The 12270-nt window shown below is 72.2% G+C and carries 11 protein-coding genes; 7 read left to right on the plus strand and 4 right to left on the minus strand.

All coding sequences use genetic code 11. From position 1 onward, the window contains the following. Positions 1-103: 103 nt before the first annotated feature. Both BLQ62_RS05090 and ygfZ read right to left on the minus strand, forming a co-directional pair. Entirely contained in the window at positions 104-748 is a 645-nt protein-coding gene (locus BLQ62_RS05090) for an MOSC domain-containing protein (RefSeq protein WP_068566897.1), read from the minus strand. Further along, a complete protein-coding gene (gene ygfZ / locus BLQ62_RS05095; RefSeq protein WP_068566895.1) occupies positions 745-1761 on the minus strand; it encodes a CAF17-like 4Fe-4S cluster assembly/insertion protein YgfZ in 1017 nt (338 codons plus the stop codon). The genes BLQ62_RS05090 and ygfZ overlap by 4 nt, the downstream gene beginning before the upstream one ends. Before the next feature lie 92 nt (positions 1762-1853). Between ygfZ and BLQ62_RS05100 the strand changes: the two genes are divergently transcribed. From BLQ62_RS05100 to cydC, 6 genes are all read left to right on the plus strand, one after another. Next, positions 1854-2717 (plus strand): aminodeoxychorismate lyase, encoded by an 864-nt coding sequence (locus tag BLQ62_RS05100; protein ID WP_068566893.1) that lies wholly within the window; start codon positions 1854-1856, stop codon positions 2715-2717. Between the two features lie 60 nt (positions 2718-2777). Next, positions 2778-4160, plus strand: a complete 1383-nt coding sequence (locus tag BLQ62_RS05105; RefSeq protein WP_068566891.1) for an amino acid permease — start codon at positions 2778-2780, stop codon at positions 4158-4160. 236 nt (positions 4161-4396) lie between these two features. After that, the gene (locus BLQ62_RS05110; RefSeq protein ID WP_068566889.1) at positions 4397-5893 is read left to right on the plus strand and encodes a cytochrome ubiquinol oxidase subunit I; all 1497 of its coding nucleotides are present in this window, start codon (positions 4397-4399) and stop codon (positions 5891-5893) included. 9 nt (positions 5894-5902) lie between these two features. Then, positions 5903-6937, plus strand: a complete 1035-nt coding sequence (gene cydB / locus BLQ62_RS05115; RefSeq protein ID WP_068533278.1) for a cytochrome d ubiquinol oxidase subunit II — start codon at positions 5903-5905, stop codon at positions 6935-6937. Continuing rightward, the gene (gene cydD / locus BLQ62_RS05120; RefSeq protein ID WP_068566888.1) at positions 6930-8534 is read left to right on the plus strand and encodes a thiol reductant ABC exporter subunit CydD; all 1605 of its coding nucleotides are present in this window, start codon (positions 6930-6932) and stop codon (positions 8532-8534) included. Before cydB ends, cydD begins: the two co-directional genes overlap by 8 nt. Continuing rightward, positions 8527-10104, plus strand: coding sequence for a thiol reductant ABC exporter subunit CydC (gene cydC / locus BLQ62_RS05125; protein ID WP_115391393.1), 1578 nt, complete (start codon positions 8527-8529; stop codon positions 10102-10104). Before cydD ends, cydC begins: the two co-directional genes overlap by 8 nt. Here cydC and BLQ62_RS05130 read toward each other — a convergent pair. Continuing rightward, the gene (locus BLQ62_RS05130) at positions 10071-10898 is read right to left on the minus strand and encodes an SDR family oxidoreductase (RefSeq protein ID WP_068566886.1); all 828 of its coding nucleotides are present in this window, start codon (positions 10896-10898) and stop codon (positions 10071-10073) included. The genes cydC and BLQ62_RS05130 overlap by 34 nt on opposite strands. Positions 10899-10921: 23 nt before the next feature. Further along, positions 10922-11497 (minus strand): TetR/AcrR family transcriptional regulator, encoded by a 576-nt coding sequence (locus BLQ62_RS05135; protein WP_068566884.1) that lies wholly within the window; start codon positions 11495-11497, stop codon positions 10922-10924. 79 nt (positions 11498-11576) lie between these two features. Here BLQ62_RS05135 and BLQ62_RS05140 point away from each other — a divergent pair, with 79 nt between their 5' ends. Next, positions 11577-12263, plus strand: a complete 687-nt coding sequence (locus BLQ62_RS05140) for a DUF899 domain-containing protein (RefSeq protein ID WP_068533271.1) — start codon at positions 11577-11579, stop codon at positions 12261-12263. Positions 12264-12270 lie beyond the last annotated feature (7 nt).

Below are 12270 nucleotides of genomic sequence, written 5' to 3' on the forward strand. Positions count from 1 at the left end.
AGCTACCGGATCAACCGGTGGGTGGCGGCCCCTTTCTCCGTGTAGTAATTCTTCCTGCCGTCCAGTTTAGCGTGCTCGCGTCGATGGTGCTGCCGCCTGGGTGTCAGACGGCGCGTTGGAGTGCCCTCGTGGCGTCGCGTTCGACCTTCGGGGGCAGGTCAGAGGCACTGAGGAGGGCGCGCAGCCGGTCCGGTCGCGTCGCGCGGAAGAGGTCCCGGACGGTCGCACCGTGCTCCGGGACGTGCACGGGCGTGATCGCGTCGCCCGCGGCGACTGCGCCGGGGGAGAGCACCCGGAAGTAGGCGCCGCTGTCGCCGCGGTCGGCGAAGCGCTTGACCCAGTGGTCCTCACCTGACCACAGGGCGAAGGTGCGGCAGGGGGTGCGCGGGACGGTCACCTCGAGTTCGAGTGTCGCGCCCACGCGCAGCCGCGTGCCCACCACGAGGTCGGTGGTGTCGCCGTCGATGCGCAGGTTCTCGCCGAACCATCCGGCCGGCAGGTCCCGGCCGAGGTCGGTGGCCCACCGTCGCGCCTCGTGCTCGGAGTAGGCGTACACCGCCTGCTCCGCGCCGCCGTGGTGCCGGGTGTCGCAGACGTGGTCGGTCAGGGGGCCGAGCGGACCCACGTCGACGGGGCCGTCGGCCGGCCGCTTGTCGATGGACGTGCGCTGCTCCGGTTTGCGCGGATCCAGCTGGAGCTCGGTCGCGACGACGCAGACCGCGAGCACCCGTCCCGCTGCGGAGCTCACCGGCCGCGGAGCCGATCGACGGCCGAGCGTCCGGCCTGCTGGCCCGCATCCGCCGACGGGGTGACATCGGTGTCGATCGCCGCGGCCGCGCCGCCGGCATCGAGCTGCGCGTCGTCGGGGATCGAGCGCTTGATCAGGGCGAGGGCGATGGGCCCGTAGTCGGCGTGCTCGACGACGGTGCCGAGTCGCCCGACGGTGCGCCCGTCCAGCGTGACCGGGTCGCCCGTCGCGGGCCGGGCGTCGGCGGAGCCGTCGAGGTGCAGGAGGACGAGGCGGCGGGGCGGCCGGCCCAGGTTGTGCACCCGCGCGACGGTCTCCTGCCCGCGGTAGCAGCCCTTGTCCAGGTGCACGGCCGTGGCGATCCAGTCCACCTCGTGCGGGATGGTCTTGACGTCGGTGTCGACGCCCTGCCGGGCGCGGGCGGCGGCGACCCGTCGGGCCTCGTAGGCCCAGGTTCCCGCAGGACGCGCCCCGGCGGCCACGATCGCGTCGAAGGTCGAGCGCAGATCGTCCCGCGGCACGATCAGGTTGACCTCGCCGGGCTCGGTGCGGCGCACACCGTCGATCCCGGCGGTGACGGTCTCCGCGTCGGGCCCGATCACGGTGAGCACGGCCAGATCCGGTCGGGCCAGCACCTCGACGTCGCTGCGGAAGACCATCCGCTGCAGGTACGTCGCGAGGTCGGGGCTCAGCGGCGCCTCCGCCGGCGCGAGCGCGGCGGGCTCGGTGTCGAGGTAGGTGGTGCCGTCGACGTCGATGAGGTGGAAGTGATCGAGCACGCGGCCGCTGCCGTCGAGATTGAGGTTCTGCGTCGCGGTGCGGTCCGGCAGGTGCGTGAGGTGCTGGCTGGTGATCGAGTGCAGCCAACTCAGGCGCTCGGGACCGGTGAGGGTGATGACGCGGCGGTGCGAGCGGTCGATCACCGCCGCGCCGCGTTCGGCTGCGCGCTGCTCCGCGAACGGATCACCGAAATGCCAGGTCACGCCCTCATCGGGTGCGCCCTCGGGATTCATGATGCCGGACGTGGAATGTTCTTCGATCCGCACGTTTTCAGCTTACCCCGCCCCCCGCGCGCGGGCTCGGGGCGTCGAATACTGTTGCCGCCATGGCTTCCGTGGTGGTGACCCTGGACGGTTCCGTGCGCGCCTCCGATGCGCCCCTGCTCTACGCCGACGACCTCGGCGCCGTCCGCGGCGACGGCTGCTTCGAGACCGTCCTCGTGCGCGACGGTGCGCCGCTCAAGGGGCGCGCGCATCTCGATCGCCTCTCCCGCTCGGCCGCGGCGCTCGGCCTGCCCGCGCCCAACGACGGCGCCTGGTGGGCGGCGATGCAGCGCGCCGCGATGCTCTACGGCGAGGAGGCCGGCGGTGCGGAGGGTGCGCTGCGGCTGGTCTACACCCGCGGCCGCGAGTCCGACCCCGGCACGCCGACGGCGTACGTCACCGTCGGACCGGTGCCCGAGCGCGCCCGCACCGCGCGCGCCGATGGGGTCTCGGCGATCACCCTCGACCGCGGCTACTCCGCCCGGCTCGGGACCGAGGCGCCGTGGCTGCTGCTGGGCGCGAAGACCCTCTCCTACGCGGTGAACATGGCCGCCGCGCGGTACGCCGCCGAGCAGGGCGCGGACGATGTCATCTTCACCTCGAGCGAGGGCCGGATCCTCGAGGCGCCCCGGGCCACCGTCGTCATCGCGCGCGGCCGCACCCTCGTGACGCCGCCCGCCGAGCAGGGCATCCTGCCGGGGACCACGGTGCAGGCGCTCTTCGACGCCGCCGAGGACAAGGGCGTCAAGACCGCGATCGAGCCCCTGTTCCCGGTGGACCTGGTCATGAACGACGGGGTGTGGCTCGTCTCCTCGATCACCCTCTGCGCGCGCGTGCACACGCTCGACGGTCGCGCCCTGCCCGACGCGCCCATGGACGAGACGGTCCGTTCCCTCGTCGAGGCGGGAATCGAGAACACCCCCTAGCGGTTACGGACAATCCCGGCACCGGCTGCGGGCGGGCCGCGACGGGCATAACGTCGCGGAATGAGTACGGACACCGGCGCGGCTCCCGGGCGCGATCAGCTCGGCACCAGCCTCAAACCCCGGCACATCACGATGATCTCGATCGCCGGTGTCATCGGCGCGGGCCTGTTCGTGGGCTCGGCGAACGCCATCAAACTCGCGGGCCCCGCGGTGCTGATCTCCTACAGCCTCGCGGGTCTGCTGGTGATTCTCGTGATGCGCATGCTCGGCGAGATGGCCACGGCGAACCCCGACACCGGCTCGTTCTCGACGTACGCGGACCGGGCACTGGGCCGGTGGGCCGGGTGCAGCATCGGGTGGCTGTACTGGCTGTTCTGGGTGCTGGTGATCCCGGTCGAGGCGACCGCCGCCGCGGTGATCCTGTCGAAGACGGTCGGCGGCCCGCAGTGGTCCTGGGCATTGCTCGTCGTCATCCTGCTCACCGCGACGAACCTGTTCTCGGTGGGCAACTACGGCGAGTTCGAGTTCTGGTTCGCGCTGATCAAGGTCCTCGCCATCGCCGCCTTCCTCGTGCTGGGCGCGCTCGCGATCCTCGGGCTGCTGCCCGGATCGGGGGTCTCCGGCGTCCATCACCTGTGGGACACCGGCGGATTCGTGCCGAACGGCGCATCGGCGGTGATCGCCGCGATGCTCACCACCATGTTCACGTTCATGGGCTCCGAGATCGTGACGATCGCGGCGGCCGAGTCGCCGGAGCCGGCGAAGGGCATCACCAAGGCCGTGAACTCGGTGGTCTGGCGGATCTGCCTGTTCTACATCGGATCGATCTTCGTGGTGGTCGCCCTCGTCCCGTGGAACACCCTGGACTCGGCGACGGGCTCGTACCAGGCGGTGCTGCAGGCGATGAACATCCCGGCCGCCGCGGGGATCATGGACGTCGTGGTGCTGGTGGCCGTCGCCTCGTGCCTCAACAGCGCGCTCTACACCGCCTCCCGGATGCTGTACTCGCTCGCCCAGCGCGGCGACGCCCCGCGACGGGCGGGCCGCACGACGACGCGGGGTGTGCCCGCCGTCTCGGTGCTGGCGTCCATGCTGCTCGGCTTCCTCGCGGTGATCGGCAACTACGTGCTGCCGGAGAAGCTCTTCGGCTACCTCCTGGCCACCACCGGCGCGGTCGCGCTGTTCGTCTACCTGGTGATCGCGATCAGCCAGATCGCGCTGCGGCGGCGGGCCACCACGCCGTCGCCCCTGCGGATGTGGTTCTTCCCGTGGGCGACCTACGCCGTGATCGCCTTCATCGTCTTCGTCATCGTCGCAATGATCATCGATCCGGATCAGCGCAGCGCGGTGGGGCTCTCCACCGCGCTGGCGGTGATCGTGGTCGTCGCGAGCGTCGTGCACCAGCGTCGCGCGGACGGGCGGCGCAGCGCCGCTGCCGGCTGAGATCCAGGAGATTCCGCGTTCTGCGAGGCACCGAAGCCGGATTCCGGCTCGGAGTCGATCCCAGTGCCGATTCTCCGGAGCTTTCCGACGTACCGGTTGATCGCGGGGCGGGGTGATGCCAGTCTCAATAGTTGGGATCGCCGGCGTTCTCTACTACCATCGGTAGTAATTACTACGGGATGTAGTAGGAGGGTCGGCGACGATGCCTGCCCGACCCCTCGGCCCAGGGAGCACGCATGACCGCATTGGACATAGCTCGGTGGCAGTTCGGCATGACCACGGTGATGCACTTCATCCTGGTGCCGCTGACGATCGGCCTCGCGCCGATGGTCGCCACGATGCAGACCATCTGGCTGGTGACGGGGAAGGCGGCCTGGCTCAAGGCCACGAACTTCTTCGGCAAGCTCTTCCTGATCAACTTCGCGCTCGGCGTCGCCACCGGCATCGTGCAGGAGTTCCAGTTCGGCATGGCCTGGAGCGAGTACAGCAAGTTCGTCGGCGACGTCTTCGGCGCGCCGCTCGCGCTCGAGGGCCTGGTCGCCTTCTTCATGGAATCGACCTTCCTCGGCCTGTGGATATTCGGCTGGACCAGGCTGCCGAAACTCGTGCACCTGGGCTGCATCTGGCTGGTCGCGCTCGGCGTGAACGCGTCCGCGTTCTTCATCATCGCCGCCAACTCGTGGATGCAGCACCCGGTGGGCGCCACCTTCAACCCGGAGAAGAACCGCGCCGAGCTCACGAGCATCTGGGAGGTGCTCACCAACTCGACCACGCTGGCCGCGTTCCCGCACACCGTCTTCGGCGCCTGGCTCACCGCCGGCACCTTCGTGGCCGCGATCGGCGGCTGGTGGATGGTGCGCGGCATGCGCAAGGGCGACCCCGACGCGATCGAGCTGGCGCAGTCGATGCGGCCCGTCACCCGGTTCGGCCTCGGCGTCATGATCGCCTCGGCCGTCGGCCTGGGCATCACCGGCGACGCGCAGGCCAAGCTCATGTTCGAGCAGCAACCGATGAAGATGGCCTCGGCGGAATCGCTCTGCCACACCGAGACCGGCGCCAGCTTCTCGCTGCTGACCATCGGCACGCACAACAACTGCGAGTCGGTGACGCACGTGCTGCAGGTGCCGTACGTGACCTCCTTCCTCGCCAACGGCGATCCCAACTCGACGCTCAAGGGCGTCACCGAACTGCAGGCCGAGGCCGTGGAGAAGTTCGGCCCCGGCGACTACCGGCCCAACCTGTTCGTCTCGTACTGGGCCTTCCGCGCGATGATGGGCTGGTCCGTCGGCTCGGGCGTGCTCGCCCTGGCCGGGCTGTGGGTGACCCGCCGCGGCCGTGTCCCGAACCAGAAGTGGTTCAGCAGGATCTGCCTGATCGCCCTGCCGACCCCGTTCCTCGCCAACAGCTCGGGCTGGATCTTCACGGAGATGGGCCGCCAGCCCTGGGTGGTCGTGCCCAATCCGACCGGCGACTCCGCGATCCGGCTCACCGTGGGGCAGGCCGTCTCCGGTCACTCGGCCACGATGATGGCCTTCTCGATCGTGACCTTCGCCGCTGTGTACGGCGTGCTGTATCTGCTGTGGTTCCTGCTGTTGCGGAGGTACGTGATCAAGGGCCCGAACCTGCACAGCCCGCTCGATCCGCCTCACGACGACGAACCGCCCGCCGACACCGACGTCCCCGACGGCGCGGAACGCAAGGCCTCGTCGGACCACCTCTCGTTCGCGTACTAGGAGGCCGCCATGACACTGCCCGACTACTGGTTCCTCGCCATCGGCTTCCTCTTCACCGGCTACTTCGTGCTGGAGGGCTTCGACTTCGGCGTCGGCATGCTGATGCCGATCCTGGGCCGCAAGCGCTCCCACGCCGACGCCGAGAAGCGCCGCCGCGTCCTGCTCAACACCATCGGCCCCGTCTGGGACGGCAACGAGGTGTGGCTGATCACCGCGGGCGCAGCGATGTTCGCCGCCTTCCCCGTCTGGTACGCCGAGGTCTTCTCCGGCTTCTACCTCGTGCTACTGGCGATCCTGGTGGGGCTGATCACCCGCGTCTGCGCCATCGAGTGGCGCGGCAAGATCGACGAGCCGCGCTGGCGCGGCTGGGCGGACGTCGGCATCGGCCTCGGCTCCTGGATCCCCGCCTTCGCGTGGGGCCTGGTCTTCGCGAACATCGTGCACGGCGTCGACCTCGACGAGCGCGGAGACATGACCAGCGAGGTCTGGGACCTGCTCAACCCCTACGGGCTGCTCGGCGGAATCGCGACGCTGGTGCTGTTCCTGCTGCACGGCGCGATCTTCGTCGCCCTCAAGTCCGACGGTGACGTCCGGACCGACGCCCGGCGCCTCGCCGAGCGGATGTGGTTGCCCGTCACCGCGATCGGCGCCGCCTTCGCCGTGTGGACGCAGCTCGAGCACGGCAAGCCGTGGACCTGGGCGATGGTGGCGCTGGCCGCCGCCGGGCTGCTCGCCGCCGGCCCGCTGATCCGCGCCGGACGCGAGTTGGCGGCCTTCTTCGCGACATCGCTGACCGTGATCGGCGTGAGCGTGCTGCTCTTCGGCGCCCTGTTCCCCAACGTGCTCAACGCGTCCGATCCGGCCCGCTCGATCACGATCGAGGCGGCCGCGTCCTCGCACTACACGCTGGTCGTGATGTCCTGGTGCACCATCGTGCTGCTGCCGCTGGTGATGATCTATCAGGCGTGGACCTACTGGGTGTTCCGCAAGCGGATCTCCGTCGCGCAGATCCCACCGTCGATCGGCCTGAGCCCCCGTGCCTGACACCCGGGCCCCCGTCGACCCGCGGCTGCTGCGGTACGCGCGCAGCTCCCGCGCCCTCATGGCCACGGTGATCGCCTGCGGCGTCGCCGAGACCGCCGCGGTGATCGTGCTGGCCTACGCCCTCGCCACCGCGCTCGCCCGGCTGGTGACGGGCAACGCGGACGTGACCGGCCCGCTGGCGCTCGCCGCCGGCGCACTGATCGCGCGGGTCGCGGTGAACCACCTGCGCTCGCGCATCGAGCGCCGCGCGGCGGATCGCGTGGTCTCCGAACTGCGCTCGGCCGCACTGGGAGCCGTCGGCCCGGGGCGCACGCCCGTCGACCGGGAGGAACTGCGCACCGCGCTGACCCGCGGTCTCGACGACCTGCCGCCGTACCTCACCGGCTACGTGCCGGCGCTGGCGCTGAGCGCCATCGCGACGCCGGTGCTGATCGTCGCGATGTTCCTGGCGGACTGGGTCTCCGGCGCCATCGCGCTGGGCACCCTGCCGCTGCTGCCGATCTTCATGATCCTCATCGGGCTGCTCACCCGTGACCGCACGCGCCGCCGGCTCGAGGCGATGTCGCGGCTCTCCGGACGCCTGCTCGACCTCGTCGCCGGCCTGCCCACGCTGCGCGCCCTCGGTCGCGAGCGCGGCCCCGAGCGCACCGTCCGCGACCTCGGCGCCCGCAACGAGACCGAGACCATGGGCGCCCTGCGGATCGCCTTCCTCTCCTCCTTCGCCCTGGAACTGCTCGCCACCCTGTGCGTCGCGCTCGTCGCCGTGAGCATCGGCCTGCGGCTCGTCTACGGCGAGATGACACTGTTCGCCGGCGTTTTCGCCCTGATCCTCGCGCCCGAGGTGTACCGGCCGCTGCGCGCCGTCGGCGCCGGCTTCCACGCCGCCGAGCAGGGGCTCGAGGCCACCGGCCGGGTCTTCGCGCTGCTGGACGCGCCCGCATCCGCCCCGTCGTCCGGCCCCGCGCAGCCGGGAGTGCTCGTCGCGCGGGGCATCACCGTCGACGGGCGCGACGGGGCGGCACCGTCGGGCTTCCACGGGAGCTTCCCGCCCGGGCGGGTCACGGTGGTCACCGGGCCCAACGGCGCCGGAAAGTCCACCCTGCTCACGGTGCTGGCGGGGCTGACCGCGCCGGACGCGGGGGAGGTCACCGTCGACGGTGCGCCGCTCGGCGGTGGCCCCGACTGGTGGGCGCACGTGGCCTGGTGCCCGCAGCACCCCTACCTGGAACCGGGCACCCTGGCGCACAACTTCACGCTGCTGGGCGCTCCCGCACCGGATTCCGTACCGGACGTGCTCGCCGCGACCGGCCTCGACGAGGTGGTCGCCGAGCAGGGCTGGGAGCGGCCCGTCGGTGTCGGCGGGGCGGGCCTGTCGGCCGGTCAGCGGCAGCGGCTCGCGCTCGCCCGCACCCTCGCGCTGGGACGCGCGGTGCTGCTCGTCGACGAGCCCACCGCCCACCTGGACGACGAACTCGCCGCCCGCGTGCTCGACGCGTTGCGCGCCCGCGCGGACGAGGGCGCGGTCGTGGTGATCGCCGCCCACGACCCGCAGGTACTGGCCGCCGCCGACGAGGTACTGGAGGTGGCGCGTGCGTGATCTGCTGATCTGCTTGCGCGCCATGCGCTCCCGGCCGCTGGCCGTGCTCGGCGCCGCCGGTGCGGGCGTCCTCACCGCGGGCAGCGCGCTGGCGCTGGCCGGGCTCTCGGCGTGGCTGATCACGAAGGCGTGGACGATGCCGCCCGTGCTGGCCCTTTCGCTGGCGGTGACCTCCGTGCGCGGGCTCGGCATCACGCGCGGCCTGATGCGCTACGTCGAGCGGCTCGCCACCCACCGGGTCGCGCTGCGCGGCCTGACCGAGTTACGGGCCGCGTTGTACCTGCGGCTGGCCGGTGCCGCGCCCGCGGAATCGGTGCGCCTGTCCGACGGCGAGCTCCTCGCGCGGACCGGCGCCGACGTCGACGCCGTCGGCGATGCGCTGGTGCGCACCGTGATCCCCGCCGCGGTGGCGGCGACGGTCTCCGTCGCGGCGACCGGGTGGATGTGGTTCCTCGATCCGCGCGCGGGCCTCGCGCTCGCCGTGTGCCTGCTGTTCGCGGGGCTCGCCGCGCCGTGGCTCACGGCCCGGGCCACCCGCGATCGTGCCGCCGCCGAGGCCGCGGGGAGCGAGGCCTTCGGCGCGGCGGCCTCCGCCGTGATCGATCACGCGGGGGAGCTCGCGGTCGCGGGCCGCCTCGCCGACGTCCGGGCCCGCGCCGCCCGCGCCGAGGACGCCCGACGGTCCGCCGTCGACCGCGCCGCCCGCACCGGCGCGCTCGCCGACGCCGCCGTGCCGCTGGCCGTCGGCGTGGCGGTGATCGCCGCACTGCTCGTCGCCGTCGCCCGCGTCGACACGGCGTCGGCGACCACCCTCGGCATCCTCGTCCTGTTGCCGCTCAGCGCCTTCGAGGCCGTGTCCGTGCTGCCCGACGCCGCCCGCCAGTACGTGCGCTCCGCCGACGCCGCGGGCCGGATCGCGCCGCTGCTGAACCTGCCCGCGGTGCCCGTCGGCACCGCGCCGGTGGCCCCGCAGCCGCGGCTGCAACTCGGCGGCCTCGTCCTCGATCCCGGCGACCGGCTCGCCGTCCGCGGCGCGTCCGGTGCGGGCAAGACGACGCTGCTGCTCGCGCTCGCGGGCCTCGACGATCGCGGCGGGCGCGTGCTCGTCGACGGGACACCCGCTCCCGAGTACGCCGACCTGCCCACCGCGGTGGCCTTCTTCGGCGAGGCGGCGCACGTCTTCGCGACGACGGTGGCCGAGAACTGCCGCGTCGCGCGGGGCGATGCGAGTGACGCCGAGGTCGAGGCGGCGCTGCGCCGCGTGGGGCTGGGCGCATGGACCGCCGCGCTGCCCGAGGGCGTGCGGACACCGCTGCCGGACGGCGCCGGATCGCTCTCGGGCGGCCAGCGGCGGCGGCTGCTGCTGGCGCGTGCGCTGCTCAGCCCCGCCACCGTCGTGCTGCTCGACGAGCCGACCGAGCACCTCGACGAGGCCGACGCCGAACGGCTGCTGGCGGAGATCCTCGACCCCGCCGGGCTGTTCCCCGGGCGCACCGTCGTGGTGGCCGGGCACGCGCGGCCACCGGAGGGGGTGCGTCAGCTCGAGATCGACCGGCTCAGCTCCGCGTAGCGCTCGGCGTCGGCGTGCACCTGCTCGCTCGCGCCGAGGATCGCACGCAGCGCGTCGTCCCCGAGGTAGAGGCGCGTGGGCGGGTCGGGCATCGTCGCCACGCGCACCAGCGCCTGCGCCAGCCGCGCGGGGTCGCCGCCCTGGTTGTGGTTGAGCCGGTCCAGCGCGGCCAGCGTGCGCGAGACCGCGGCGTAGTCGTGGATCGCGGTGTCGGGGCGGCGGCTGGAGGAGGAATCGAGGAAGTCGGTGCGCACGCCGCCCGGGCAGATCGCCACCGCGTGCAGGCCGAGCGGGGCGACCTCCGCGGCGAGCGCCTCCGTGAGCATCAGCACCGCGGCCTTGGAGGCGCTGTAGATCCCCTGGGCGGGGCCGGTGACGCTCGCGGAGATCGACGCGAGGTTGAGGATGCGGCCGGAGCGGCGGTCGCGCATCCCCGGCAGGACGGCCTGCGTCACCGTCAGCAGGCCGAAGAAGTTGACGTCGAAGTTGGCGCGCACGTCCTCGAGCGAGACCTCCTCGACGGCGCCCAGCAGGGAGTAGCCGGCGTTGTTGACCAGCACGTCGATGTGCCCGAACTCGGTCTCCACCTGCGCCACCGCCCGCCGCACGTCGCGCTCATCGGTCAGGTCGACGGCGAGGGCGAGCAGGTTCGGGTCCCGGAGCTCGGCGGAGAGCTTCTCGGGGCTGCGGGTGGTGGCCGCGACGCGGGCGCCGCTCGCGAGGGCGGCCTTGACCACCTCGAGGCCGATGCCCTTGGAGGCGCCGGTCACCAGCCACACGGGATGCTCGCTCATGCCCCCATGGTGCGCCCCGGGGCTCAGTCGCGCAGGATTCCCGCGATCGCGGCGTCCACGGCGGCCTCGGCGAGCGGCCACTGCTGCTCGCCGGGCAGATGGTGCAGCGGGCCGCGCAGCGACATCTCGGCGAAGCCGTGCACCATCGACCAGCAGGACCAGGTGGCCGACCGCCGGGCGTCGGCGCGCAGGAGACCGGCGTGCACCAGCAGGTCCAGCGATTCCGACAGCGCGACGTACGGCGGGATGGCGGAGAGGGATTCGGGGTCGGGCACCTCGTCGCCGAAGAAGCAGACGGAGAACCAGCCCGGCTCGGCCAGGGCGAAGGCGATGTAGCCGAGGCCCACGGCGCGCAGTCGCTCGACGGGGCCCTGCTCGGGGGACACGGGCATCGCGTCGGCCATGCGCTGCTCGATCGCGGCGCTGACCGCGCGCAGCAGCGCGAGTCGGTCGGGGAAGTGGCGGTAGGCGGCGTTCGGGCTGACCCCGACCCGGCGGGTGACCTCGCGGATGGTCAGCGCCGACGGTCCGCCGCTGCGAGTGACCTCCAGGCCCGCGTCGACGAGCGCCTGCGCGAGATCGCCGTGGTGGTAGGCCATGCCCTTGTGCCTCCCGTTCGCTAAGTGTACGGTGTGAACATAGCAGATGTGGACGCTGTGAACATTACGAGGAGTCGCCATGACCGCCATCCCGCCCGTCGTTGATCGTGAGACCTGGCAGAAGGAGGTCGACGCGCTGCTCGTCCGCGAGAAGGCCGCCACCCGCGAGCTGGACGCCATCGCCGCGCAGCGCCGCCGGCTGCCCGCCGTCGAACTGCCCGAGTACACCCTCATCGCGGAGGACGGCCGCACCGTCACCCTCGCCGAGGTCTTCGACGGGCGGAGCCAGCTCATCACCTACCACCACATGTGGACCGACGGGAACGAGTGGCAGTGCCCCGGCTGCACCGGCGTGACCGCGCACTACGCCCGCACCGACTTCCTCGCGAACTGGGACGCGCGGATGGTGGTGGTCACCAACGGGCCGATGGACGAGGTCCTGGCGTACAAGAAACGCGTCGGGAACACGATGACCTGGTACTCCAGCGCCGAGTCGGACTTCGGCGCGGACATGGGCGCCGGCCCGGGGGAGGGCTTCGCGTACAACACCTTCGTCCGCGACGGCGACACCGTGTACCGGCAGTGGACCACCACCTCCCGTGGTGCCGAGCAGGTCTCGTACACCTTCGGCCTGCTCGACGTGCTGCCCTACGGGCGGCAGGAGCAGTGGCAGGACGTTCCCGAGGGCTGGCCCCAGGGCCCGACCTACGCCCGCTGGGCGTCGTCGAAGCAGTTCGCCGACTGGTACGGCGAGAACGCCTCCTGACCTGTGT

Origin of the sequence: Tsukamurella pulmonis, from assembly GCF_900103175.1 — a bacterium.
GTDB lineage: Bacteria > Actinomycetota > Actinomycetes > Mycobacteriales > Mycobacteriaceae > Tsukamurella > Tsukamurella pulmonis.

Excerpts from the sequence above, each read along its gene's own strand:
- ygfZ (WP_068566895.1), bottom strand. The coding sequence starts at position 1,761 with ATGAATCCCGAGGGCGCACCCGATGAGGGCGTGACCTGGCATTTCGGT.
- BLQ62_RS05100 (WP_068566893.1), top strand. The coding sequence starts at position 1,854 with ATGGCTTCCGTGGTGGTGACCCTGGACGGTTCCGTGCGCGCCTCCGAT.
- BLQ62_RS05140 (WP_068533271.1), top strand. The coding sequence starts at position 11,577 with ATGACCGCCATCCCGCCCGTCGTTGATCGTGAGACCTGGCAGAAGGAG.
- BLQ62_RS05110 (WP_068566889.1), top strand. The coding sequence starts at position 4,397 with ATGACCGCATTGGACATAGCTCGGTGGCAGTTCGGCATGACCACGGTG.
- BLQ62_RS05105 (WP_068566891.1), top strand. The coding sequence starts at position 2,778 with ATGAGTACGGACACCGGCGCGGCTCCCGGGCGCGATCAGCTCGGCACC.
- cydB (WP_068533278.1), top strand. The coding sequence starts at position 5,903 with ATGACACTGCCCGACTACTGGTTCCTCGCCATCGGCTTCCTCTTCACC.
- BLQ62_RS05130 (WP_068566886.1), bottom strand. The coding sequence starts at position 10,898 with ATGAGCGAGCATCCCGTGTGGCTGGTGACCGGCGCCTCCAAGGGCATC.
- BLQ62_RS05135 (WP_068566884.1), bottom strand. The coding sequence starts at position 11,497 with ATGGCCTACCACCACGGCGATCTCGCGCAGGCGCTCGTCGACGCGGGC.